Below are 26,081 nucleotides of genomic sequence, written 5' to 3'. Positions count from 1 at the left end.
CACCCGACCATTCAGACATGAAGGGTGCATTCCACGGAACCTCGTCCGGTCATCATACCATGCCAGCCAGCATCCGTGCTGCCCTCGGCCCCACCAATACCGGCAAGACCCATTATGCCTTAACGCGCATGATGGCCCATGCGTCCGGCATCATCGGCTTCCCCCTGCGCCTTCTGGCCCGGGAAAACTACGAGCGCCTCGTCAAAATCAAGGGCGAGCGTCACGTCGCCCTCATCACGGGCGAGGAAAAGATCGTCCCGCCCGGAGCACGCTGGTTCTCCTGCACCGTCGAAGCGATGCCGCTGGACCGCAAGGCCGAGTTCGTCGCCATCGACGAGATCCAGCTCGCCTCGGACCCGGATCGCGGCCACATCTTCACGGACCGCCTGCTTCACGCGCGCGGCACGGTCGAGACTCTGTTCCTCGGCGCCGAAACCATCCGCCCGCTGCTCCAGAAACTCGTCCCGGGCATCGAGATCGACATCCGCACCCGCCTCTCCAGCCTGAGCAGCACCGGACACACCAAGCTCTCCCGCCTGCCGCCCCGTTCGGCCATCGTCGCCTTCTCCATGAGCGAGGTTTACGCACTGGCCGAAGTCATCCGCAGGCGTCGCGGCGGCTGTGCCGTCATCATGGGCCAGCTCAGCCCCCGCACCCGCAACGCCCAGGTCGAGCTCTATCAGAACCGCGAAGTCGATTATCTCGTCGCAACCGACGCCATCGGCATGGGCCTGAACATGGACGTCGATCACGTCGCCCTGGCGCAGCTCAGCAAGTTTGACGGCACGGTCCCCCGCCCCCTGTTCCCACAGGAAATCGCCCAGATCGCCGGACGCGCCGGGCGCGGCATGAAAGACGGCACCTTCGGCACCACGGCCGACTGCCCGCCCATGTCCAGCGCCCTCGTCGAAGCCGTCGAACAGCACCGCTTCGACCCGATCCAGCGCCTCTACTGGCGCAACCACGAACTGGACTTCACCAACCCCGCAAACCTGCTCAAAAGCCTGACCCGACCGCCACCGCTGCGTGGCCTGACCGCAGGCCGCGTGGCTTCGGACGTCACCACACTCGAATCCCTGATGCTCGATCCGGACATCCGCGAGAGCGCCCGGGGCAAACGCGCCACCATGCTGCTCTGGGACGTCTGCCAGATCCCCGATTTCCGCAAACTCGGCGACGACAGCCACACCCGTCTCTGCGCGCGTCTTTATATGCATCTGCTCAAGGAAGGCTCCGTCCCCGCCAACTGGATGGAAGGTCATATCCGTGGCCTGGCCAAAACCGAAGGCGATATCGACACACTCATGCACCGCCTCACCGGGGTGCGCGTCTGTTCCTACGTCGCCGCGCGCACCGAATGGAGCCGCCATTCCGCGATGTGGCAGGAACGCGCCCGCGAAGTCGAAGACCTGCTCTCCGACGCCCTGCACGAACGCCTCACCGCCCGCTTCGTGGACCGCCGCGCCACAACGCTCCTTCGCCGCCTCGACAGTGACAGCGACCGCACCCTGCTCTCAGCGGTCAAACCCGACGGTGAAGTCCTCGTCGAAGGCCACAGCATCGGCCGCATCCGTGGCTTCACCCTGGAAACGGATGTCGCCGCAGGCCCCGACCGCCAGATCATCCTTCGCGCCGGCCGCAAGGCCCTGCTGCACGAAATCCCGCGTCGTATCCGCATGCTTCAGGACGCACCCGACACATCCCTCCGACTGGACACCACACACGGCGAACTCTTCTGGGAAGACACACGCCTCGGCCGCCTCGCCGCAGGCCCCTCCCTGCTCCGCCCCGCCATCCAGCTTTTCCCGGCAGAGTTCACCGACACCGTCCAGAAAACCCATGTCGAAACGCGCCTGCTGGACTTTGTGGCACAGCTCATCCAGCGGGATCTCAAGCCTCTCTACCGCAGTCAGGCCCTCGCCGAACGCGAACCCCAGCTCCGCGCGATCCTGCACCGCCTCATGGAAGACGGTGGCATCACCGAAACCCTCCCCGAAGACCACGCACTTTCCCCGGCCCTGAAAAGCAGACTGCGCAAGGGAGGCGTCGAGGTCGGACGTTTCTCGATCTACTGCCCCGCCCTCTTCCGGACCCGTCCGCTCGCGCTTCTGGGCCTTCTCCATGCCCTGCACAACAAGACCCCGATCCGCCCAACCGCGCCCGGGCGCGTCTCGCTGCCCTGGAGCGATATCCAGGGGCAATTCGGCTGGATCCGGGCAGGCGACACCGGCCTGCGCCTCGATATCGCGGAGCGCTGTATCGCGGAAATGCACCAGCTCGCCGTCCGCCACGACCACGCCGCCCCGCTCAGCCTGGCCTCCAGACTGGGCGTGAAAGCCGACATGCTTCCCTCCATTCTCAAAGGCCTCGGCATCGCACACCAGCCGGCCGAAGCCCCCTCATCCGCCCATGCAGGGCCGCCCCGTCCGCTCATGATCCTGAACGACCGCCAGACCCGGGCATCACGTCGGCGCAGATCCGCACCACACCACGCACCGCCCAGACGTTCGGCCCCTCCCCGAACCGACAGCCCCTTCGCAGCACTCGCAGCTCTCAGGGAAAAAATCCGTCCATGAGCGAAGACTACCAGCGGCTGGACCAGTGGCTGTATTACGCCCGCGTCGCCAAGACGCGCCCCCTCTGCGCCGCCATCGTCAGCAAAGGCCGCATCCGCATCAACCGGCAGCCGACCAGCAAGCCCCATGCCAAACTTCACGTTGGCGACATATTGACTTTTCCGGCCGTTTCTGGCGGAGAAGTGCGCGTGTGGCGCGTCTTGGATCTTGGTGAACGCCGCGGTCCGGCAAAAGAAGCCGCACTTCTTTATGAAGCCATCACAGAAGACGGCTGACGATGCTTGCGTCTGAGGCCAAACCTTCGCATATCATCCCGCTCGGATGAAACCGGCCGGATGCCGGACCAGCAAGACGATCGGAGACGTCAATGACCTATGTGGTCACCGAAAACTGCATTCGCTGCAAGTTCACGGATTGCGTGGAAGTCTGCCCCGTAGACTGCTTCTACGCCGGTGAGAATTTCCTCGTCATCAATCCTGACGAATGCATCGACTGCGGCGTGTGTGAGCCGGAATGCCCGGCAGAGGCCATCTTCCCGGACAGCGACAACCGCGCCGCCCCGTGGATCGAGATCAACGCGAAATATTCGACTCAGTGGCCGAACATGACCCGCAAGATCGACGCCATGCCGGACGCCGAAGAATGGAAAGACAAGCCCGGCAAGGCCGCCATGCTGTCCGAGGCGCCCCACAAGGACTGACCCCGCTTTTCTTTGGCGGCATCTTTCACCCGGTCTCCCAGGAGACCGGGTTTTTTTATGCCCGATCGCCAGCTCAGCGCCCTTAGCGGACTGAAGTCCAAAGAAAGCCGGGCACAAAAAAAGGGCTGGCAGGATTTCTCCTGTCAGCCCTTCCCTCAGGTTTCGAAAGAAACCTTAGCGGGACATCATGTTGATGGCCGTGTCGTGCATGATGAAGATCGTACCGCCGATGATGACGATCACCGATGCCGCAGCAAAGATGAAGCACATCAGGTTCCAGCTCTGCTCGGTGCTGGTGTTCATGTGGAGGAAGAACACCAGGTGGACGACGATCTGCACGACGGCGAGAACCGTCAGTGCTGCCATCGTCATCCCCGGGGAGAGGGCGTGGGTCATGACAGCGGCAAAGGATGCCACCGTCAGGATCACGGCCAGAACGAAGCCGATCAGATAGGACGGATAAGAGCCGTGGCTGTCACCCGTCATCGTGGTGGTAGGAGCCTGGGTCATTACATCACACCTGCGAGATAGACGAACGAGAAGACACAGATCCAGACGATGTCAAGAAAGTGCCAGAACAGGCTGAGGCAAGCCAGCTTGTTCATCATACGCTCGGACAGATCCTGCGGACCCATCATCTGCACCATCAGAACGACCATCCAGATCAGGCCGCAGGTGACGTGCAGACCGTGCGTTCCAACCAGCGTGAAGAACGCGGAGAGGAATGCGGAGCGGTCAGGACCATTGCCTTCTGCGATCATGGAGCTGAACTCGTTCAGCTCCAGACCGACGAAGGAAACACCCAGCACGAACGTAACGGCCAGCCAGAGCAGGACCATCTTCTTGTTCTTCGCCAGCGCGTTCAGCGAGGCGAAGCCGTACGTGATGGACGAGAACAGCAGGATAGCCGTCTCGATCCCCACGTTCGTCAGGTCGAACAGTTCCTTGCCCGACGGGCCACCGGCAAACTGGTTCCGGAGGACCGCGAAGGCAGCGAAGATCGACCCGAACAGGACGCAGTCCGTCATCAGGTAGAGCCAGAAGCCGAACACGTTGGGGGACTCGTGGTGTTCCCCGTGGTGGTCGTCAGCGTGTGCCAGAGGCGACATTGTTGCTTCGTGAGCCATAAGTCTTATGCGCCCCTCTTACTCTGCTGCCTGCGCAGCAGCGATACGACGAGAATAGACTTCCTCGTTGTGCTCGATTTCGCTCACCGGGACATAGTAGTCGACGTCGCGGTTGGCGCTGCGCAGGATCATGGTTGCAACGATACCGATCAGGCCGATGGCAGCAAGCCACCAGATGTACCAGATCGAAGCGAAACCGAGGATGAAGCTGAACAGACCGATGAAGACACCAGCAGATGTGTTCTTCGGCATGTGGATCGGAGCCAGCGGCTTGCCGTGAGCCTTCAGACCCAGCTGCTTCTCGGTGTGGAACGTGTCGAGACCATGAATGTCAGGAATGACCGCGAAGTTATAAGCCGGCGGCGGAGAGGAAATGGACCACTCCAGCGTACGGCCGTTCCACGGATCACCCGTCAGATCAAGATTCTCGGGCAGGTTACGGTCACGGATGGAAACGTAGAGCTGCGTGAGCTGGCAGACGATACCGAGAGCGATAACGATTGCACCAACTTCAGCAACGAGCATCCACGGATACCAGTCGGGGTTGTCATAGTGGTTCATACGACGCGTCATGCCTTCGAGGCCGAGGACATAAAGCGGAATGAAGGCCAGGTAGAAACCGACGAACCAGCACCAGAAAGCGCGCTTGCCCCAGGCTTCGTTCAGCTTGAAGCCGAAAGCCTTCGGGAACCAGAAACCCATGCCCGCGATGTAGCCGAAGTACACACCGCCGATGATGACGTTGTGGAAGTGGGCAATCAGGAACAGGGAGTTATGCAGGATCCAGTCAGCGGCCGGCATGGCCATCATGACACCGGTCATACCACCGATGGAGAAGGTGATCATGAAGCCGAGCGTCCAGTGCATCGGAGCCGTGAATTCCACGCGGCCCTTATACATCGTGAACAGCCAGTTGAAGATCTTCACACCCGTCGGGACGGCGATGATCATCGTCATGATACCGAAGAAGGTATTGACGTTGGCACCGGCACCCATGGTGAAGAAGTGATGCACCCACACGACGAAGGAGAGCACCATGATGGAGCACGTGGCGTACACCATCGTCTTGTAGCCGAAGAGCGGCTTCTGGGAGAACGTTGCAGTGACCTCGGAGAAAACACCGAACGCCGGGATGACGAGGATGTAAACTTCCGGATGGCCCCAGGTCCAGATCATGCTGAGGTAAAGCATGACGTTGCCGCCGGCATCGTTCGTGAAGAAGTGCATGCCGAGGTAACGGTCAAGGCTGAGCAGAGCCAGCGTCACCGTCAGAACCGGGAAGGACACCATGATCAGAACGGTCGTGCAGAACGCGGTCCAGGTGAAGACCGGCATCTGCATCCAGCCCATGCCAGGCGCACGCATCTTGACGATGGTCGTGAAGAAGTTCACGCCCGTCAGCAGCGTACCGACACCGGAGATCTGAACGGCCCAGATATAGTAGTCAACGCCAACACCCGGGCTGAACTGCATTTCGGACAGAGGCGGGTAAACCAGCCAGCCGCACTGGGCAAACTCACCGATAAACAGCGAGATGTTGATCAGCAGGGCACCGACCAGCGTCATATAGAAGCTGAGCGAGTTCAGGAACGGGAACGCAACGTCGCGAGCACCGATCTGAAGGGGAACAACCAGGTTCATCAGGCCCGTCATGAACGCCATCGCCATGAAGAAGATCATGATGGTGCCGTGAGCGGAGAAGATCTGGTCGTAGTGATGAGGCGGCAGGTAACCGGGATTACCCTTGTAAGCCAGCGCGAGCTGGGTACGCATCATGATGGCGTCCGCAAAACCGCGGAACAGCATGACGATCGCCAGGATGATGTACATTACGGCAAGACGCTTGTGGTCGACAGTCGTCAGCCAGTCACGCCAGAGATAGCCCCATTTGCCATAATAGGTGACAGCACCCAGTACGGCGAGACCGATGACAGCAACACCAATGAACGTACCGACAAGAATCGGCACATCCAACGGTATGGCTGATAAGGAGAGTTTTCCGAGCATCTGTCGGTTATTCCTTCATGCCAGTGTCGGACGGTGCAGCGTTGGAAGCAGACTGCATGTGCATGACCTTGCCCGTCTTCTTGTCCACCATCATGCCGTTGTTGTACTTGGCAACGATGCCGTCGAAGAGATCCGGCTGGACATGCGCGAAATACTGTACCGGTGCAGCTTCCTGCGGTGCAGCATATTTCGGGTATGTGGTGTCGTCGAGATTTTCGCTTCCGCTCTTCACCTTCTCAACCCAGTCGTTGAACTGAGCCGGATCCATGGCGAGGGTACGGAACTTCATATCCGAGAAACCACGGCCGCTGAACTGTGAAGCCTCACCCAGGTAATCCCCGGATTCACTTGCAAGCAGATGCAGCTGGGTCTGTTCACCCGGCATGGCGTAGATCATCGAACCCAGACGGGGGATGAAGAACGACGTCATGACGGAATCAGACGTGATCTGGAAGTTCAGCGGCGTGTTCGTCGGAACATCCAGCTGGTTGATCGTTGCGATCCCCAGGTCCGGATAGATGAACATCCACTTCCAGTCGAGAGAGACCACCTGGACATTCAGGGGCTTGACGTTGTCAGCCGTCTGAAGCGGGCGGTACGGGTCATAAGCATGCGTGCTCCACCAGCTGATGGCACCCAGAAGGGCGATCAGGATGGCGGGAACGCCCCAGATGACATATTCGATTGCGGTCGAATGATCCCAGGTCGGGAGGTATTCGGCCTCTTTGTTGGAAGCACGATACTTCCACGCAAAATAAAGCGTCGCGGCGCAGGTGGGAACCACGACCAGCATCATGATGACGAATTCCGCCACCATGACATCGCGGTTCATTTCTGCGACCGGGCCGCGCGGCTGAAGCAGATCAACCGTACAACCCGATAGCATCAGCGCCGGCAACGCTGGGAGATATCGCCAGAGTTTTTTCATCGGTCCTGCTTTCATCATCCGTTCCGGCTTGCAGTAGTCGCCGGGAAACGGTTTGACACGATAAGGTCCGCATCAGTGCCGCCGAACGCTGCCATAGTCTGCTACCTTTCTCGTTCGTATCCTGACGTCAGGAACCGGATCAAAGATCCGACCCTGAAATTCATTCAGCATGGGACACGGCTGTCCCGGTTCCTCAGGTTTTTTCCGCCTGAATCGCCTCAAAGACAAGGCTTATCACGGATTTCGTGAGCACTCCCCCAAAATGGACGTCAGAGTGAAATGGCTGTTTTTCGCCACATTTGATCTAATTACGACTTTCATTAAGCCTGAACATTACCGATTTTTAATGTAAACTCGTTTAGAATTCGCGGAAATAATTCAAGACTTTTTTGGTCCAAAAAGCAGAAAGGGGCGGCATCAACTGCCGCCCCTTTCAGGATCTCCAATATCGCGCAGATAGTAATCTCAGTCGTTGTTACCTGAGCGAACCCCCATGAACTGGATCAGGAACTGAAACAGGTTCACGAAATTGAGATACATCGTCAGCGCATCATAGACACTCAGCTTCGCAACATCTTCTGGACCAGCATAAGCCATGTACTGCTGGTACGTGATCTTGATGCGCTGCGTGTCATACGCTGCCAGTAGGGTGAAAAGCCCCACACCTATTATGGAAACCAGCATGGCAAGCGGCGAACTGTGGAGGAAAATGTTCACCACGGACGCCAGAATGATCCCGATCAGCCCCATGAACAGGAAGGAACCGAGTCGAGCGAGATTGGCGCCGGTCGTGTATCCCCACAGCGACATTCCGGCGAATGTAATGGCCGTCACGAAGAAGGTGCGGGCCACGGAAACGCCGGTATAGCTCAGCAGAAGGCTGGCCATGCTCGCCCCCATCGCCGCACTGAACAGCAGGAAAATCCCCTGCACGGCCGGCCGGGACAGACGGTTGACCCCGAAGGACAGGACCATCACGAACACAAGCGGCGCAAAGATGCTGATCCCCCCCAGCAGGGTCGGGCGCAGAACAATGGCACCGTTCGGCATCTCTGCCAGATGGAAGAAGAGAGCGCGCAGGGATGTCTGCGCCACGCCATAGGCGACCAGTCCCGTGATCACCAGACCAAGCGCCATCCAGTTGAAGACCCGGCACATATAAGCACGAAGCCCGGCATCGAGACTGCCGGCTCCGGCCTGCACACCGGCTCTGCTGAAGTTGGTATTGAAAGCCATGACACCTTTTCCAATGAGATGCCCTTCTGAAAAGGGCGCTTGACGAACCCGGGAGGGCCGTCCGTACACTCGGACTGAATGTGGGGTTTTTGCCGGAAGGGTCAAGAATACTCCGCCGCCCCTTACTTCTTTTTCATGGGAAACGCGCCTCTTGAGACTTTTTGTCGCACTCGACCTTCCTGCCGATGTCCGGGAAACGCTTGCGCTGATGCGCGGTTCCATGCCCGGCGTGCAATGGGTTCCAGCCGAAAACCATCACATCACCCTCCGCTTCATCGGAGAGATCACGGACCGGCACCGGCTGGAGGAAATCGACCTCGCCCTCTCCCGCCTTGCCTGGCAGCCTTTCGAACTCTCTCTGGCGCAGGCCGACATCCGTGAAGGCCTCACGGCGGACAGTCTCCTGATCGGGGTCGAACGCACCCGCCAGCTGGACGCATTGCAGTCCCAGGTCGAAAGCGCCCTTCGCCGTGCCGGCTGCCCTCCAGCCAAGCGCCGCTTCCAACCCACCATCACCCTGGGGCATTTTTTCCCGAACCAGCGGGCCGATGCCATCAAATGGGTCCAGCGGCACAATCTCTTCCGCAGCAAACCCATGTCCGTAGAGCACGTTACACTCTTCGAGAGCCTCCGGAGCCTGGGCGAGCACGTCTATGTTCCCCGCGAAGAATATGCCTGGCGGCCGGAAATGCCGCTGATCCCCGAGGAAGAATGACCCTGTCCGTTCCGTCACCCGAGGAGCGCCTCGAGGCACTCCTCACGGAAGTCCGGGCCTGCCGTGTCTGCGAGGCTCATCTTCCCCTCGGCGCCCGGCCTCTGATCCACGCTTCCGCCACATCGAGAATCCTGATCGCCAGCCAAGCCCCTGGCACAAAGGCCCATATCGCCGGAAAATCCTTCTACGATCCCTCCGGCAACCGCCTGCGCGACTGGCTCGGCATTTCAGAAGACATCTTTTACGACACGCGCCAGATCGCCATTTTTCCGATGGGCCTGTGTTATCCCGGACGCCTTCCCAAAGGCGGCGACAACCCGCCCCGCCCGGAATGCGCCCCGCTATGGCGCCGTCGCGTCCTTTCCCTCATGCCGGATATCCGCCTGACGCTGCTCGTCGGAAGCTATTCCCAGAACCATGTTCTGGGACGCGGTTCAGTTACGGAACGCGTCAGGAATTTCCGGGACTATCTGCCCGAATACTTTCCCCTGCCCCACCCCTCATGGCGTACCGGCGTCTGGGAAAGAAAAGCGCCATGGTTTCAGGAAGATGTCATTCCCGCCCTGCGCGAGCGCGTTCACGCGATACTGGCGGGGCGCTGATCAGGCTGCCTTGGCCTGTTTCAGCGCCTCGACAAGGAACCCTTCCACGCCCGACGCCAGGATCTGCACCCCGATCGCCAGCAGGATCAGCGCCGCAAGCCGGCTGACAATCCGCGTTCCCGTCACACCCAGCATCGCAACAACCCGCTCCGCATAGGCGTAAACGACCGCCACCACGATCGCCATGGTCGTCGCGGCAGCCGATACGCCGACATAATAATCCGCGGTGGGCATGTTCGGCGGCGTGGATGAACTAAGCGCGATGGCTACGGAAATGCTGCCCGGCCCCACCGTAAACGGCATGGCCAACGGAAAGAACGCCGTCTCCCGCAGGTCCGGTGTCGTCACCGTCCGACCGCCCTGAAGCGCCTGCTTTTCCTTGCGCGCCTCGGACGTCTCAGGCTGCAGCAGCATCAGCCAGGCACGCGACGCCACAACCAGTCCGCCCGTAATCCGCAGCGCATTGATCGAAATTCCGAAGAACCCGAGGATCCAGCTCCCGAACCAGATGGACACCAGCATGATGCCCAGCGAATTCAGCGCCACCTGACGCGCCAGTTCGACAACCTCGCGACGATCGCGCCCTTCCGTCGCCTGAGCGAAGATCAGTGACGCCCCAAGCGGGTTAATGATCGAGAAGAGCGCCGGAAAGGCAATCAACCAGCTGCTGAGCGTATTCCCCAGCCCGGGTGCCAGGCTCATGAACCGGTCAGACCTGACGCAGCCTGTGGCTGGCGCTTGCGTGCCAGCCGTTCCTCACCCTTCAGAAAAGCCCGCAGCATCCGATAATCCTCGGAAAAACAGCACACCGTCCCAGCCGTCCTGTCCGGACAGACCGTCAGTCCCAGATCGTTATAGACGGCCATCAGCGACTGGCCAACCTGTATGAAGGCGAGCTTGCACCCTTCCTGCAACGCCAGATCCCGCAGCCGCCAGATCGCCGCAACGCAGTTCCGTTCAGACCCGGCCGGATCGCCCAGCCCGATAATGAACTGCCCCGTCCGCAGGAACGGAATGGCCGCACGCCCGGCTTCATCCAGCAACAGCCCGGTCGGACGACGCGCGCCCAACTGCGGCAGTGCATGGGCCAGACTGTGATAGCGATGCGCATTCTCCGCAGTCCAGGCCTCGAACCGGATCCGCGTCCTCCGCATCCCGCGCCACAGGACATAGAACCCGCACAGTGCCGAGAACCCCAGAAACCAGCGCCCGACGGCCGTATGGGCGTCATAGATCATCGACCGCCACCAGATCGGCCCGAGATGCCGCTGCACGGCAACCCAGCCCACACCCATAAGCCCAAGCCCCCAGAGCGAGAGCGGCGCCAGCATCGACGGTGTCAGCGGTGCAGCCAGAAGATGCGCCCGGCGATAATAGCAGTTCCGGAACGGCAGCAGCAGCAGCATCACGAGGATGATGACCACCGGCCCTTCCCACGGCGCATGCCGCAGCATCAGCAGCAGAGCCGCCGAACCCAGCATTCCGAGGGAAAACTTCCAGGCCAGCGCCACGCGCTGCGACAGCCCCCAGGACAGTGCCACCAGCCCGACACCCGCCACCGTCAGCAGCAGATCCGCGATCTGTGACACAGCCGCCCCAAGGGATGTCTGAAGCGGCGGCAAATCCGCCACCAGCGCGTAAAGCACGAGCAGAATGCCCACGACCGCCTGAACACTCGTCGCCACGGCCACGGAAAAATCCGCTTCCGACTCACGGATGACCTGACTGGGCCGCACCCGCCGCGGCGTCTGCCCCGCCGAAACCAGAGCCTGCTCACCGCGCAGGAACAGCTCATGCCCCGCGAACATCAATCCCGCGAGAAGCAGCGGAATGATGTAATAGAAAAGCCTGAAAACAAGGATGGCGCCCATGATCTGCGACGCCGGCAGATAGGCCTGCAACGCCAGTAGCATGGCCCCGTCAAAAACGCCCAGGCCACCCGGCACACTGGCCATGAGCCCGGCCGTATAGGACGCCAGATAGATCGCCAGGAACGTCCCGAACCCGAAATGTGCCTCGGGCGGAAGCGGAGGCAGCACGCAATACGCAATCAGCGCCGTCGCGGCCATGTCCGCCGCACTGACCGCGATCTGCGCAATCGCAATGCCCGGTCCCGGAAGCTCGATCTCGTATTTCCAGATCCGCACATGCCGCCGCACGCGCGCCACCAGCACATAAGCCAGCAACACACCCCACAGCACCAGCCCCGCCAGACGAAGCAGGAACTCCGGCAAATGGGACAACACCGGCACGGCATGCGGCTCAAGGATCAGGATGCCGCCAATCAGCGCCATCGTCCCCAGCAGATAGGTCGCCGAGCAGAACGCAATGATCTGCGCAATCGCCCCCGGCGCCACGCCCCAGCTCCGATAGAGCCGAAAACGTACCGCCGCCCCTGAAATCGCCGCACATCCCAGATTATGGGACAGCACGTAGGAGCAGAACGCCGCAAACGCTGAACGCTGGTAGGACACCTTCGCCCGGACATGCAGACAGGCCAGCCGGTCATAGAAAGACAGGATGAAGTACGACAGGACCGTCGCCGCACCACCCGCCAGCAGTGCGGAATCCGGAATGGCGCTCAGGCTCGTGATGATGTCATGCAGCGACAGATGCCGCAGTTCCCGCCAGATGACGACAACCGCCGCCACCAGCAGGACCAGCCCCACGAGAGCGGGCGCACGGGACATGAACACCTGCCACCGCCGCTTCCGCTGCCCGGTCTCCGCACATGCCCCGTCAGCCGCCCCTACATCCACAGACAGGCTCTGCTCTTCCATCACGGAAGACACCTGAACATCCTGCGGTCTGTTATCCCCGGGCATGCCCACGGCTCAGTCCTGCACAGGCTCTTCGACAGGCCGCGCGAGGGCATCCCGGATCAGGCCGACCGTCTCCGGCAGCCCGAACAGGGAAGCGAAAATCCCGAAACGCGGCCCTTCGGTCTGTCCGAGCAGCACTTCATACAGGCACCCGAACCAGGACCGCAGTTCCGGCTTGGCGAAATAGCGCTTGCCAACCTCGAACACGACATCCTGCACATCGCCCGGTGCCGTATCCGGCGCGAGCTTCGCAAGTTCGTCCGCCAGATCCTCAAGTCCCTTCCGCTCGGTCTCTGTCGGCGCACGATAGGTCTTGTTGGGGTACACCTGCTCCTTGAAATAGGTCAGCGCACAGTGCACGAGCCGGTCCACATACGGATGCGTCTCGGGCGACAGAGTCGGATCATAGCGCCGCAGGAACTTCCACAGCGTCTCCGGCTTGTCGGCATTCGCCACGTTCGCAAGATTGAGCAGCGCCGTATAGGACACCGGGCTGGTGTCTTCCGGACGGATCGTCCCACCATGGATGAACCACACCGGATTGGCCATCAGCTCCGGCCCTTCCTGCGTCTCGGCCTTCTGCACAAGCGTCAGGTAGTCGTCCGTCGCACGCGGAATGACGTCAAAGAACAGACGCTTGGCCCGCGTCGGCTGCTGGAACATGTACTGCGCCAGGCTCTCCGGCGTGCCGTAACGCAGCCATTCCTCAACCGACAGACCATTGCCCTTGGACTTGCTGATCTTCTGCCCCTGCGCATCGAGGAACAGCTCATAGGTCAGACCCGCAGGCGGCTCCTTGCCCAGAATACGGCAGATCTTCGAGGACAGCTTCACACTGTCGATCAGATCCTTGCCGGACATCTCATAATCCACGCCCAGCGCATACCAGCGCATGGCCCAGTCGGCCTTCCACTGCATCTTGGCATGACCGCCCAGAACGGACGTCTCGAACGTCTTGCCGGCCTCGTCCTTCCAGACAACGGTCCCGGCCTCCGGATCGACCTTGATGATCGGAACCTGCATGACCTGCCCGGTCTCGGGATGGATCGGCAGAACGGGCGAATAGGTCGCGCGGCGCTCCGGACCAAGCGTCGGAATAATGGTCGCCACGACTTCATCATGGACTTCAAGCATACGGCGCAGCGCCGCATCGAAGGTGCCGTTGGTATAATACTGCGTGGCGGAGGCGAATTCGTAATCGAAACCGAAACTGTCGAGGAACTGGCGAAGGCGCGCGTTATTATGCGCGGCAAAGCTGTCATATTCGCCAAACGGATCGGGCACCCGCGTCAGTGGCAGCCCCAGATGCTGCGCGAGCATCTCCTGTTCCGGCACATTGGTCGGCACCTTGCGCAGCGCGTCCATGTCATCGGAGAACGCAAGCAGACGCGTCGGACGGCCCGTCAGCGCCTCATAGGCCTGACGCACCCAGGTCGTCCGCGCCACTTCGCCGAACGTGCCGATATGCGGCAGACCCGACGGACCATAGCCCGTTTCCAGAAGGGCCGGAGCCTGCTCCGAAGCATCAGATGCGCGCGCGTCCATGCGCGCGGTGATTTTTCGTGCCTCTTCGAACGGCCATGCTTTCGGAAGCGGCGCGTCAGGAGAGAGGGACGGGGCGATAGGTGTCTTGGTTTTCTGCATGATTACCGGAAAAGGTAGGGAGACACTTCTCCCCGGTCAAGCAATACGACACATTGCGGTTTCAACCAGACACATCCATGTGGTTACGAAATATTTCAGGGATTTTTCCGCGCTTCCCAAGCCCTTGCAGACAGCCAGCTTTCACGTTCCGTTCGCAAAACCCGCAAAACATCCTCGCCGGATTTTCCCCTACCCGCTACAGTGGCGAGAATGCCCCGCGCCCCCACCTTTCTCTCGCCATTCGACGCTCCGGCCCTCGTCGCCCGTCGCGGCCTGTCCTCGCTCCTCACCCCGGATGGCGAACTGCTGGACCTCACGGCAGAAGAAACGCGCGAGCGCCTCACCCAGCTCCCCCCACCCCTTCTGGTCCACGGTCCCGCCGCCCTGCGCGCGCTGGATCTCTCCCCGCTGTCCCAGCCCGTTCCCTGGTTCGACCTGCTGGACCTCTTCCTGTTCGTCCGCCCCGCGACAACCGTCGCCCCTACCCCGCGCGGACTGGCCCTCGCCCTCAGCATCGAACCGCCCGAAACCATCGGCGCGGACCTCCTTCCAATCCTGTGCGAAACCCTGCTCGACGAACTGCGCCACAAGGCCGAAACACCCGAGGGCGCCCGCCTGCGCGCCCTGATGGTCCCCCTGACCCGCGCCGGCTGGGCCTGGAGCGGCGAGATCACGGACGTGCTCGGCACTCCGCGAGACACCACCGGCGCGCACCCCTACGAAGCCATCCGCATCTGGAAACGCCTGCCGCGCTGGGAAGAAACCGCCCCCCGCCCCGCGCCCGGAAGTCAGCCCGTCTCGCCAAACGCAGCCCGCCAGCGCCTGCGCGATATCCTAGGAGAAAACGCCGAAATCCGTCACGGTCAGGCCGATTTCGCCTCCGTCGCCACGGCCGCCTTCGAGCCACGTGAAAGCATCGGCTCCCCCAATGTCGTCCTCGCCGAAGCCGGAACCGGGACGGGCAAGACGCTGGGCTACATCGCGCCCGCCAGCCTCTGGGCCGAGCAGAATGACGGTGCCGTCTGGGTCAGCACCTACACCCGCCACCTCCAGCGCCAGATCGAGCAGGAACTCCGCCGCCTCTACCCGGACGAAACGACCCTGCGGGAGAAGGTCGTCGTCCGCAAAGGTCGCGAGAACTATCTGTGCCTGCTGAACATGGAAGACCTGCTTAACGTCGCCACTTCCCGCGGCCCTGACGGTTACGCCGCCCTGCTCCCGATGGCCCTGCTCGCCCGCTGGGCCGAAGCCAGCCGCGACGGCGATCTCATGGGCGGTGACCTCCCGGGCTGGTTCGGCGAACTCTTCGGCCACGGCACATTGTTCGGCGTCGCCGACCGACGGGGCGAATGCATCCACGCCGCCTGTCCGCATTACCAGACCTGCTTCGTCGAACACGGCATCCGCCGCGCCCGTCAGGCCGATCTGGTCGTCGCCAACCACGCTCTCGTCCTCTCACAGGCCGCCTGGGCCGCGCTCGCCCCACCAGGCCTGCCCGACGAAGACACCACCCCCACGCGCTACGTTTTCGACGAAGGCCACCACATCCCCGATGCCGCCGACAGCGCCTTCGCCACGGCCCTGTCCGGCCTCGAAGCCGCCGAACTCCGACGCTGGCTGCTGGGCGCCGAAGGCAGCCGCTCCCGCGCCCGTGGTCTGCAACGCCGGCTGGACGATCTGGTCGAACGCCTGCCCATGATCGACACGCCGCTTCAGGCCGCACTTCAGGCCGCCCGCGCCCTGCCCGCCCCCGGCTGGAGCACGCGCCTGCGCCCGCAGACCGAACCCGAACAGGACCCGGACCTTCCCCCGCTGCCCGGCGAAACACCCCTGCTGATCCCCGAAGAGCCCGCGCCGGAAAACCCGTCCGAAGCCTTCCTGCGCGCCCTGGACCACCAACTCCGCGCCCGACAGACCAAGGACAGCCGCGACGGCTATATTTCGGCGGAGTGCGACCTGCACCCCGTCAATGAGGATGTCGCCAGCACCGCCGAAACCCTCAGCCGCGCCCTCACGCGCCTGCGCGATCCCATCAGGATGCTGGCCGACCGTCTCGCCGCACAGGTCGAGGACGATGCGGAAATGGACGCCCCGACCCGCCAGCGCATCGAGGCCATGATCCGCACCCTGCACCGCCGCGCCATCAGCCGCCTCTCCGGTTGGATCGGCATGCTGGACGCGCTGCAAACGCCTCCCGAACCGGACGTCACCCCCACCTTCGTGGACTTCATCCGCACCGAACGCCTGCCCCGCACCCGCGCGACACAGGGCGACCACGACATCGGCCTGTACCGGCACTGGCTGGACCCGACCATTCCGTTCGTCTCGACCATCCAAACACCCGCCCATGGCCTGCTCATGACGTCCGCCACCCTGCGCGACCAGACCGGCCATGGCGACACACAGAACGAGGCCAGCTGGCACGCCGCCGAACTGCGTCTGGGCGCCACGCATTTCCTCAAGCCGCCCATCCGTGCCTCGGTCATGAGCCCGTTCGACTACGCCACGCAGACACGCGCCTATGTCATCACCGACGTCTCGGGCGAAATCCCGTCCCTCGCCCACGCCTTCCGCGCTCTGTTCGAAACGGCAGGCGGCGGCGCGCTTGGCCTCTTCACGGCCATCCGCCGCCTGCGCGAAGTCCACCGCCGCATCCACGAACCGCTGGAAACGCAGGGCTTCCCGCTCTACGCACAGCATGTCGATGCCATGGACAACACCACCCTGGTGGACGTCTTCCGCACCGAAACCCATAGCTGCCTGCTGGGCACGGACGCGATGCGCGATGGCGTAGACGTCCCCGGCGAAGCCCTGCGCATGGTCGTGTTCGAAAAGACCCCCTGGCCCCGCCCCGACATCCTGCACCGCGAACGTCGCCGCCTGCTCTCCGAAGGCCGCCCCGGCGATTACGACGACCGCATCACCCGCATGCGCCTGCGACAGGCTTTCGGACGCCTGATCCGTCAGGGCACCGATCGCGGCGTGTTCGTCATGCTGGACCGCCGCATGCCCTCACGCCTGCTCTCCGCCTTCCCCGACGGCGTGGACGTCCGCCGTATGCCACTGGCCGAAGCACTGGAAGACATCGCCCGCTTTCTGCGCCCCGAGGAACAGGAAAACGGACCGCCCCTCCTTCAGGGCTGACCCAGGGGCTGAACCGACTGCTGCGCCAGGCTGCGCATGCTGGTTGCCAGACGATCCCGAAGCTGGTGCAGCTCCTTTTCCTGCTCCTGTGCCCGCTCGGCCGCGAGCCTGTCATTCTGCGCCATTTCGCCCAGAGCCTGCGTCACCTTGTCCGCTGCCTGTGCCAGCGCTTCCATCTGCCGCGGGTCCACACCTCGGCTGGACGCCGTCGTCCGCGCCGCATCCAGCGCACCATCCGCCACGAGCCCAAGGATCTTGCGGTCCGCCTCATTCAGCGCATCGCGCGCCGTGGCGGCATTGCGGTTATCCACCTGCCCCACCGCCACCGCACAGGCCGCCTTCAGATTGGGAATGGTCTTTGTCAGCGCCGAATGCAGCGCCATGATCCGCGCTTCCGCCGCCTCACGCGTGCTCTTGATCATCGGAATGGTCAGGGCAGCCCGCATCAGCCCTTCGCGCTGCTCGCTCAGATGCCCCGAAAAATTCGCCAGACGTCCGCGCAATTCCATAACCTCGGCCGCATCCACAGGATCCTGCGTCTCCAGAGCATGCTGCCGCAATGCCTCAACTTTCCGCTCGCCCTCTTCAAGCGCAAGCTGCCCGGCCGCGATGTCGATATTCAGCTCACGAACACCCTGCCGAAGCGCCTGATACATGTCCTCAAATGACGTGATGTTCCGCTTGAGATCGGCAATCGTGACCCGCGCCTTGGCCTCCTGCTGATCCATCAGGGCATTGAATTTCTTGCGGTTCTCGGCAAACCCGCTGAGCGCATCCTTCGCGCCCCCAAGCAAACCGCCCATTTTCGCCAGAAACCCACCCGGAGCCGCACCTTCGCCCCGCGCCAGCTTCTGAAGCTCGCCAATGCGCAGGATCTTCACGCCATCCAGAACACCCGCCGCGATTTCCCCAACAGCATCGCTTTCGCCCAGCGTCCGCCCAGCCAGCATCCGGTCCGAAACCTTCGCAAGCTCCCCCAGAGCACCCATGCCATGCGACAGAAGCGTGTTCAGATCCGAAAAATCGATCATCTCCGCCCGTCGATGCGCTTCCTCGACCATATCCGCCGGCAGACGGCTGATTTCCACCAGCCGCGGAAAAGCCGGCATCGGCTCCAGCTCTACCTGCACAGCTCCAGCGGCAACCGGAGCCTCAGCCTTCACAGGAGCGGGCGCAGGCTCGTCGGCATAAAGATCGCTCAGATCCAGCGGTCTGGTCTCGTCAGCACTCATGTCAGTCATCCAGCGTCAGAGTGAAAGTCGGATCGATGCGAAACTCCGGGTCCGGCTTACCGGTATCGTACATCGCCGTCCCTACCGCGAGAAACTCGACGATATGATCGCCCCAGACATGCGATTCCTCGCGCAGCGTCGTGCCGATGATCTCATTGGCCCCGACCTCCGCCGCATGGGCCGACATCCGCTCCATCGCGTGCTCGCGCGCTGTGTAATAGGCCTGCGTAAACAGATCGAGCTCCACACACTGCATCGCCTGCTTAAGCGTCGTCATCAGGCTGCGGCGCGGAATATGCTGTACGCAGCATCCGAGAACCAGATCCAGCGGCCGCCGCCCCGATCGCAGCGCCAACGCAAAATCCTGCCCCGACAGATCGGACGTGAACGGCCGCCCGTCCGGCCGCCGATACCCCGGATGCCCTTCTGCATGCACGATGGCCGTCCCGAACGCCCGGAATTCCAGCATCCCGCTATCGGCAAGCTGCGAAATCTCAAGCCGCGTCCCCACGATCCCATCCGCGCCAAGCTGCTCAGCTTCCTCGCGCATGATCTCGACCGCCTTCTCACGCGCGCCATACATGGCCCCCGTCAGATCCGTCAGCTCATAGGACGTGTTACGGAACTGCGTATTGGCCTGCACCTTCCAGATGCTGTTCCCCAGACACAAACCCAGCGCCCGGAACCCGGCCTGCTCCACAACCAGCAGTTCGCGCACGCTGAAATCCGAAGTCGCAACCCGCCCGCCAGCAGCCCTCACAGGCGGCATCTCACCACCCTGCGCCGGTTCGGAAGCACCGCTGCCGCCCCAGCCAGGAGGAAGACTGTCAAAACCCGGAACCTGATCAAAGATACCCATGGGAATCCCGCTGCAAAATCCAAAAGAACACGAGGCCGTCCAAAACGAACCTCAGAAAAGATCACCCAGCCCGTCGAACAGACCACCGAGCCCCTCGGCCACTTCGCTGACGACCTCGCCGCCAGCCTCAAGCCCCAGAACAGCCGCCTCAACGCGCCCTTCCCCGGTCTCTTCCTCAACTTCAATCCGGTTGGACACCCCGGCAAACAATGGCCGGTGCTGCATGCCGGTCCGAACCGTCTCCTCAAGCCCGCAAAGCATCGCAGGCGAAACGGAACCCTGCCCGCCAATTCGCCAATAGCCCAGAATGCTCACAGCCGCCCGCACCCGGATCGACTTCACGACACCCCGCTCCGACCGGACCATCAGCCCGACCGTCTCGTCATGTCCCAGCGCCCCGTCCCAGTCCTGACAGACCGGATCGTTCCGCAAGCTCTGCGCCGCCGCATCCCGCGCCGCCCGCTTGGCCTGCGTCAGAAGCGCGCTTTCCCCGAGCTTCATCGCGTCGAAAAAACCTTCCAGAGGCCCCGTATACCGGACCTCCTCCCACGTCCCGACGCCATAACTCACCGGCACGATCCCCGCCGCAAGCGCCACATCCAGCGTCGCCGCATTCCACGGCACACAAGGGATCACACCGCGGCGCTCAAGCTGCGGCACCCGCACGGCCTCGCCATGCAGCATGAACCCCAGCGCCCCGCCATGATGCTCCAGCCGATACCGCAAATTCAGAACCGCATCCGCCCCAAGCGCCCGCGCCTGCTCACGGATCCGGTCCGTCGCCGTCCGCCAGCCCGCCTCATGCACGGCCTGCCAGCTCAAACCGGATTTCCACCAGGTTTCCGCATGAACATTCCCGATCGGCACCATCGCCATCGACGGCGCGAGCAATGCCTGCCGCACCGATCCCAGCCGCACCAGAGGCCGGGGACGCCCCTCAAGTTCATGAAAAGCCCGCGTTTCGGGGGCCTTTTTCGGACCTGAAGACCACGGAAACAGCCTCATCACGGCCGAAAATCCGTCAGTTCCGCCGCAGCCTGCCCCTCACCCGAAACCGCCAGTCCTGCCTCATGCATCTTCTGGCGCAGCTGCACGATCCAGTCCCGGACAGGAACCTGTTTGCGGCTGATGACCACGCCGCGAACCTCATGCGCAATCCCGGCTACGACCGCAGCGCCCTCACGCCGAAGCTCAAACACCCGCGTCTCGAACCGCAGGGAAAGCCCCTCGATCTCAACCGTCCGCTTCAGCCAGCCCCGGGCCCTGCGCGACACCGTCGTCTGGCGCGGAAAAGCCTGCTCGCAGAACACGGCAAACTTCTCCAGAAAGCGCTCACGGCCGCCCTCGGCTTCCCTGATCAGCGCCGCAAGATCGTCGATATTCCCGCTCATGAGCCCCTCTCCGAGATCCCTGTTACACTTCGACAGGTTTCCGCGCCCGTCAATCAGGAAATTACGCCCCCGGAAAGTTCGCACAAAAAAAAGCCCCCGACCACAAAGGCCGGGGGCTCTTCAGGACCCCGAAAGGTCCAGGCCGTTTTTCAGACTGACAGGATCAGAAGTTCAGACCGGCCTGCAGGAAGAAATAACGTCCCTGGTAGAAGCTGCCATAGGTCGCGCCGGCGCTGTTATCCACGCCACTGGCCACGAACGGCGGCTTCTTGTTGGTGATGTTGTTGATGCCGCTCTCGAAGTTCCACTTCTTCCAGCGATAGGCCAGCGTCAGATCCTGTTCGATCATCATCGGCGTCTTGTAACGACCAGCCGTCGTGGAGTTCAGGAACTCGGACTGATCGTTCCAGCGCATACCGCCGATGAACTGCACCATATAGGTCGCCGTGAACGCACCATGGGTCCAGCCGAACGTCGCATAGTCACGAACGCGCGGAATACCATAGGACGCATTGGCGTTGTTCGGACCACCGGCATACAGCAGCGCACCCGTGTAGTTGGTGAACGCGCCACCGGGAACCAGCTGCTGCGTGTAGTTCAGCAGATACTGGAAGTTGTTGGAGACCGACAGGACATCGTGACGTGCCACACGGATGCGGTAGTCGAAATCGAAGTCCACGCCGCTCTCATGCAGCGCACCCGTGTTCTGGTTCGTCGCCGTAACTGTATTGATCTGGCCATTCGACAGACGGTTGATCGTATTGCACAGCGAAGGGCTGGTGCCGGTGTAGCATCCGTCCAGAATATACTGCGTCGGAAGCGCGCTGATCGTGTGGTTGACCGAGTAGTGCCAGAACTCACCGGAGATGGAGAGGTTCGGGATCCAGCGCGGCGTGATGATCGTACCGAACGTGTAGGTCCGCCCGATCTCAGGTGCCAGATGCGCATTGCCGCCACCCAGCGTCGGAACCTGACCCGTACCGGACTGATGGAACGTGGAGGTGTTGATCCCCTGCTTCGCACAGGTCGCCGCAACCGCCGCCGAAGCAGCACCATACGTACCGACCTGGCCCGCATCGCACGGATCGTTGGCAAGGTTGTAGCTGAGCGACTGACCGCCATACAGCTCATAGACGTTCGGCTGACGATAGGACGTGCCGATCGTGCCGCGGAAACGGATATCCTGCGTCGGTGCCCAGTTGATGGACGCCTTCCAGTTCTTCGCCGTGTCCGACGTCGTGCTGTAACCGGACGCACGACCCTGCACGTCAACCGTCAGATCCTTCGCCAGGAAGACGTTCTTCAGCAGCGTCGCCTTGGCTTCCGCATAACCTTCCGTCACGTCGAAGCCACCGCTGGTCGGCAGAACCGTGTTGGTCAGGCTCTGGCCGCTGCTGATCAGTTCGTCAGGCGTGTTGGTCAGCTGCTCGCCACGATGCTCGAAGCCCACCGCAATACCCAGATCGCCGCCGCCCTTCCAGGGCATCGTCGTCACGTGGTTGTTGTTGATGCGCAGGTTCCAGTCACGAAGCTGATAATGCGAATGCGTGTTCGTGTTGTAGTTGACGTAGGACGCAGCCTGGCTGCCCATCGTCCCGAACGGATTGCTGCACCCGAAAGACGGGCAGACCGACGGGTTGTAGACCAGAGCGCTCGTCGCGCTGGACGGGTCCGTCTGCTGCAGACCATAGGCGTTCAGCAGGTTCGTGTACGAACCCACGTTCTCCAGGTGATCCGTCGACATGTTGGAACCGTAGGTATACGACAGGTCGTAATCCCAGCCGTAAGCAATCTCACCGTTCACGCCCACCTTGGCCGTGACCGTGTCGGTTGCGTTCTCGTCGCGGCGATCCCCGAGCTCCGTCAGACGCTTCGTGATGTCCACGTCCTGACCGAACGGGTTGTTCGGATCATTCGCCGGCACCGTCAGAACGGACGGCAGCGTGCTGGGCTGGACAGAACCGTCAAACGGCTCGGCCGCCATGTAGCTGGAGCTGGTCCGATGCGAGTACATCACATTGGAATACAGGTTGGCGTGCCGGTTGAACTCGTAGTGGAAATCACCCGAGAGGCTGGCATCCTGAAGCTGGTTGATCAGGCTCTGGTGACGACCGTAGTCATAACGGTTGTTCGTGCCCCATTCGCTGACCGTCTTGCCGTCCGGTGCAACGGCAGCGTTCAGGCCCGATGCGCTCTGGACATGCGTATAGTTGGAATAACCGGACCCGAAGGTCTCTGCACCCGAACCCACCGGGTTATCGGACAGCTGCACCGGGTTGGCCCAGCTGCGGTCACGCTGCAGGACACCGCCCTGCGTCATGTACTGACCGAACAGCGTCAGGTTGCCCTTGTCATGATCGAAGTTCCAGCCCTTGTAGGCGGAGATCATGCCCGTATCGTTGTCGCCCTGCCCGGTGATACCACCACGGATCGTGATGTTTCCGTCCGAGAGGTTATGACGCATCTTGATGTTGATGACGCCCGACACGGCATCCGCGCCGTACAGTTCGGAACCGCCATCCTTCAGGATTTCGACGCTGGCGATCTGCTGGACCGGCAGTGCGTTCAGATCGATGCAGTTCGACTGACCGTTCAGCGTGGCGCGCTTGCCATCGATCAGCACGAGAACGCGGTTGGACCCAAGGTTACGGATGTCCGTGCAGGACGCACCGCCCGTACCGTTGGTTTCCGAGTTGTTCGTGCCCGTTCCGCCGATGGACGGAATACGCGCGAAGAAGTCGCTGAGCGTCGTAGCACCCGTCTGTTGGATCTGCTTCGCCGTCACGATCTGGACGGGGTTGGCGTTCTGGTTGTTCGAGGAGGCCAGAGCCGATCCCGTGACAACCATGCGCTCGGTCCCACCCGAGACACCCTGCGCCTCAAGAAGCGCGGCACGACGGCGGCTGGAGGAAGCCGGCGCGGTCGTGGCGACAGGCACAGCAACGGACGTTGTGGCGGCAGGAGCAGCAACAGCGGCTGGCGTGCTCCGGGCCGCAGCCGTCGAAGTGGAAGCCTTGTGATGCACAACCTTGTGGGAACGGTGTTCCGGCTGCGTCGTGGAATCGGCGAAAGCCGTCCCGGACAGGGTCCCAACTCCGAGAATTGATGCACACAGCAACAAATGGCGACGAGATGTGTTCATCAAAGAACAAGATCCTTCAGAAGAATGATGGACCCTCTCTAAAGATGTCAGAGCGTTACTGTCACGGAAAATACATACCAGCCATGCTTTTACGGAGCACTTGAATGCAACATGTGTTCTCCACGCAACAGTTATACCCCGCCCCCGTTTTTTCGTTATCTTTCAGCAACTAAATAGGCAAAGAAAAAGCCTCTGACCCGCAGGCCAGAGGCTTTTTTGCAACATCTGGGAGCCTTCCCTGCCCCTTCCGGAGAAGGGACAGGAAAGGGACCGGACTTCGATCAGAAGTCCATGTCACCCATGCCGCCCATGCCACCCGGAGCAGCGGCCGGAGCCTTCTTCTCGGGGCGCTCGGCAACCATGGCTTCCGTCGTGATCAGCAGACCACCAACCGAAGCGGCATCCTGCAGAGCCGTACGGACAACCTTGGTCGGATCGATGATACCGGCCGCAACCAGGTCCTTGTACTCACCCTTCTGGGCGTCGAAGCCGAAGACATAGCCTTCGTTCTCAAGCACTTTGCCTGCGATGACCGCACCGTCTTCACCGGCGTTGAACGCGATCTGGCGCAGCGGAGCCTGCAGGGCCTTGCGGACGATCTCGCCACCGACGCGCTGGTCGTCGTTGTCGAAGGTCAGACCCTTCAGAGCGGAAGATGCGCGGGCCAGAGCCGTGCCACCACCCGGAACGATGCCTTCTTCAACGGCAGCGCGGGTTGCGTGCAGGGCATCGTCAACGCGATCCTTGCGCTCCTTCACCTCGACCTCGGTGCTGCCACCGACGCGGATGACGGCAACGCCACCAGCCAGCTTGGCCAGACGCTCCTGGAGCTTATCACGGTCGTACTCGGACGTCGTTTCCTCGATCTGCGCACGGATCTGGTTGCAACGGCCCTTGATGTCGTCGCTGCTGCCAGCGCCTTCGACAATCGTGGTGTTTTCCTTCTCGATGTGGATCTTCTTGGCGCGACCCAGCATTTCGAGCGTGACGGTTTCCAGCTTGATTCCGATGTCTTCGGAGATCACCTGGCCGCCCGTCAGGATGGCGATGTCTTCCAGCATGGCCTTGCGACGCTCACCGAAGCCCGGAGCCTTGACGGCAGCGATCTTCAGGCCACCACGGAGCTTGTTCACGACCAGCGTGGCCAGTGCTTCACCATCGACGTCTTCGGCGATGATCACCAGCGGACGGCCGGACTGCACAACGCTCTCGAGAAGCGGCAGCATCGGCTGAAGCGAGGAGAGCTTCTTCTCGTGGATCAGGATGTACGGGCTGTCGAGATCAGCCGTCATCTTCTCCGGGTTCGTCACGAAGTACGGGGAGATGTAGCCACGGTCGAACTGCATGCCCTCGACAACGTCGAGCTCGGTGTGCAGGCCCTTGGCCTCTTCCACCGTGATGACACCCTCGGATCCGACCTTCTGCATGGCAGAAGCGATCATCTCGCCGATTTCAGTCTCGCCGTTGGCGGAAATCGTACCGACCTGGGCAATTTCTTCCGGAGACGTGATCTTCTTCGTGTTGCTCTTCAGCTGGTCAACGACAACGCCGACAGCCTTGTCGATGCCGCGCTTGAGATCCATCGGGTTCATGCCGGCGGCAACAGCCTTGGCGCCCTCACGGATGATGGCCTGGGCCAGCACGGTTGCGGTCGTAGTGCCGTCGCCTGCGATGTCGTTCGTCTTGGACGCGACTTCGCGGACCATCAGGGCACCCATGTTCTCGAACTTGTCAGCCAGTTCGATTTCCTTGGCAACCGACACACCGTCCTTGGTGATGCGCGGTGCGCCGTAGCCCTTGTCGAGAACAACGTTACGACCCTTCGGGCCGAGCGTTACCTTGACGGCATTTGCGAGGATATCAACACCACGCAGCATACGCTCGCGGGCATCAGCGCCGAACTTTACGTCCTTGGCAGCCATAATTCTTACTCCTGAATGAGGTTCTTACGAGAGG

20 protein-coding genes are annotated in these 26,081 nt (G+C 61.9%); 6 read left to right on the top strand and 14 right to left on the bottom strand.

Annotated features, from left to right (window positions below; translation table 11 throughout):
* The first annotated feature begins 17 nt into the window (after positions 1-17).
* The 3 genes from GLS_RS10295 to fdxA all read left to right on the top strand — a co-directional run bounded on the left by GLS_RS10295 (position 18) and on the right by fdxA (position 3,276).
* Positions 18-2,576 carry a helicase-related protein gene (locus tag GLS_RS10295; protein ID WP_052327659.1) on the top strand — a complete coding sequence of 853 codons (2,559 nt, stop codon included), beginning with the start codon at positions 18-20 and terminating at the stop codon, positions 2,574-2,576.
* A complete protein-coding gene (locus tag GLS_RS10290) occupies positions 2,573-2,851 on the top strand; it encodes an RNA-binding S4 domain-containing protein (RefSeq protein WP_011253434.1) in 279 nt (92 codons plus the stop codon). The genes GLS_RS10295 and GLS_RS10290 overlap by 4 nt, the downstream gene beginning before the upstream one ends.
* Positions 2,852-2,943: 92 nt before the next feature.
* Positions 2,944-3,276 carry a ferredoxin FdxA gene (gene fdxA / locus GLS_RS10285; RefSeq protein WP_011253433.1) on the top strand — a complete coding sequence of 111 codons (333 nt, stop codon included), beginning with the start codon at positions 2,944-2,946 and terminating at the stop codon, positions 3,274-3,276.
* A gap of 174 nt (positions 3,277-3,450) precedes the next feature.
* On the opposite strand, the gene cyoD is transcribed toward fdxA, so the two are convergent.
* From cyoD to GLS_RS10260, 5 genes are all read right to left on the bottom strand, one after another.
* Positions 3,451-3,786, bottom strand: coding sequence for a cytochrome o ubiquinol oxidase subunit IV (cyoD, locus tag GLS_RS10280; protein WP_011253432.1), 336 nt, complete (start codon positions 3,784-3,786; stop codon positions 3,451-3,453).
* Positions 3,786-4,403 (bottom strand): cytochrome o ubiquinol oxidase subunit III, encoded by a 618-nt coding sequence (gene cyoC / locus GLS_RS10275; RefSeq protein ID WP_011253431.1) that lies wholly within the window; start codon positions 4,401-4,403, stop codon positions 3,786-3,788. The genes cyoD and cyoC overlap by 1 nt, the downstream gene beginning before the upstream one ends.
* Before the next feature lie 18 nt (positions 4,404-4,421).
* Positions 4,422-6,410, bottom strand: a complete 1,989-nt coding sequence (gene cyoB, locus GLS_RS10270) for a cytochrome o ubiquinol oxidase subunit I (protein WP_041112148.1) — start codon at positions 6,408-6,410, stop codon at positions 4,422-4,424.
* 7 nt (positions 6,411-6,417) lie between these two features.
* A complete protein-coding gene (gene cyoA, locus GLS_RS10265; RefSeq protein WP_011253429.1) occupies positions 6,418-7,356 on the bottom strand; it encodes a ubiquinol oxidase subunit II in 939 nt (312 codons plus the stop codon).
* 447 nt (positions 7,357-7,803) lie between these two features.
* Positions 7,804-8,574 (bottom strand): Bax inhibitor-1/YccA family protein, encoded by a 771-nt coding sequence (locus GLS_RS10260; RefSeq protein ID WP_041112147.1) that lies wholly within the window; start codon positions 8,572-8,574, stop codon positions 7,804-7,806.
* Between the two features lie 151 nt (positions 8,575-8,725).
* Here GLS_RS10260 and thpR point away from each other — a divergent pair, with 151 nt between their 5' ends.
* Together thpR and GLS_RS10250 are read left to right on the top strand one after the other, a co-directional pair.
* The gene (gene thpR, locus GLS_RS10255; protein WP_041112146.1) at positions 8,726-9,289 is read left to right on the top strand and encodes an RNA 2',3'-cyclic phosphodiesterase; all 564 of its coding nucleotides are present in this window, start codon (positions 8,726-8,728) and stop codon (positions 9,287-9,289) included.
* On the top strand, positions 9,286-9,891 hold the full coding sequence (locus GLS_RS10250; RefSeq protein ID WP_041112145.1) for a uracil-DNA glycosylase family protein: 606 nt from the start codon (positions 9,286-9,288) through the stop codon (positions 9,889-9,891). The genes thpR and GLS_RS10250 overlap by 4 nt, the downstream gene beginning before the upstream one ends.
* On the opposite strand, the gene GLS_RS10245 is transcribed toward GLS_RS10250, so the two are convergent.
* Genes GLS_RS10245 through GLS_RS10235 form a run of 3 tightly spaced genes read right to left on the bottom strand, consistent with a single transcriptional unit; the run spans position 9,892 to position 14,357 of the window.
* Positions 9,892-10,593 (bottom strand): MarC family protein, encoded by a 702-nt coding sequence (locus GLS_RS10245; protein WP_011253425.1) that lies wholly within the window; start codon positions 10,591-10,593, stop codon positions 9,892-9,894.
* Positions 10,590-12,671: a lysylphosphatidylglycerol synthase domain-containing protein gene (locus tag GLS_RS10240; RefSeq protein WP_041112853.1), complete on the bottom strand. Its 2,082-nt coding sequence runs from the start codon at positions 12,669-12,671 to the stop codon at positions 10,590-10,592. Before GLS_RS10240 ends, GLS_RS10245 begins: the two co-directional genes overlap by 4 nt.
* Positions 12,672-12,725: 54 nt before the next feature.
* A complete protein-coding gene (locus GLS_RS10235; protein WP_041112144.1) occupies positions 12,726-14,357 on the bottom strand; it encodes a lysine--tRNA ligase in 1,632 nt (543 codons plus the stop codon).
* Between the two features lie 210 nt (positions 14,358-14,567).
* Here GLS_RS10235 and GLS_RS10230 point away from each other — a divergent pair, with 210 nt between their 5' ends.
* On the top strand, positions 14,568-17,501 hold the full coding sequence (locus GLS_RS10230; RefSeq protein WP_041112143.1) for an ATP-dependent DNA helicase: 2,934 nt from the start codon (positions 14,568-14,570) through the stop codon (positions 17,499-17,501).
* On the opposite strand, the gene GLS_RS10225 is transcribed toward GLS_RS10230, so the two are convergent.
* From GLS_RS10225 to groL, 6 genes are all read right to left on the bottom strand, one after another.
* Entirely contained in the window at positions 17,492-18,733 is a 1,242-nt protein-coding gene (locus GLS_RS10225; RefSeq protein ID WP_041112142.1) for a toxic anion resistance protein, read from the bottom strand. The two genes, GLS_RS10230 and GLS_RS10225, sit on opposite strands and share 10 nt — an antisense overlap.
* Position 18,734: 1 nt before the next feature.
* The gene (locus GLS_RS10220) at positions 18,735-19,592 is read right to left on the bottom strand and encodes a heavy metal-binding domain-containing protein (protein ID WP_052327556.1); all 858 of its coding nucleotides are present in this window, start codon (positions 19,590-19,592) and stop codon (positions 18,735-18,737) included.
* A gap of 51 nt (positions 19,593-19,643) precedes the next feature.
* A complete protein-coding gene (locus GLS_RS10215; RefSeq protein ID WP_041112141.1) occupies positions 19,644-20,597 on the bottom strand; it encodes a hypothetical protein in 954 nt (317 codons plus the stop codon).
* Positions 20,597-20,983 (bottom strand): hypothetical protein, encoded by a 387-nt coding sequence (locus tag GLS_RS10210; protein ID WP_041112140.1) that lies wholly within the window; start codon positions 20,981-20,983, stop codon positions 20,597-20,599. Before GLS_RS10210 ends, GLS_RS10215 begins: the two co-directional genes overlap by 1 nt.
* A 163-nt stretch (positions 20,984-21,146) precedes the next feature.
* On the bottom strand, positions 21,147-24,125 hold the full coding sequence (locus GLS_RS10205; RefSeq protein ID WP_193363815.1) for a TonB-dependent receptor domain-containing protein: 2,979 nt from the start codon (positions 24,123-24,125) through the stop codon (positions 21,147-21,149).
* Positions 24,126-24,406: 281 nt separating this feature from the next.
* Positions 24,407-26,047, bottom strand: coding sequence for a chaperonin GroEL (gene groL, locus GLS_RS10200; RefSeq protein ID WP_041112138.1), 1,641 nt, complete (start codon positions 26,045-26,047; stop codon positions 24,407-24,409).
* Positions 26,048-26,081 lie beyond the last annotated feature (34 nt).

It is taken from the genome of Gluconobacter oxydans DSM 3504 (genome assembly GCF_000583855.1).
GTDB lineage: Bacteria > Pseudomonadota > Alphaproteobacteria > Acetobacterales > Acetobacteraceae > Gluconobacter > Gluconobacter oxydans.
This window is presented reverse-complemented; position numbering and strand designations above follow the sequence as displayed.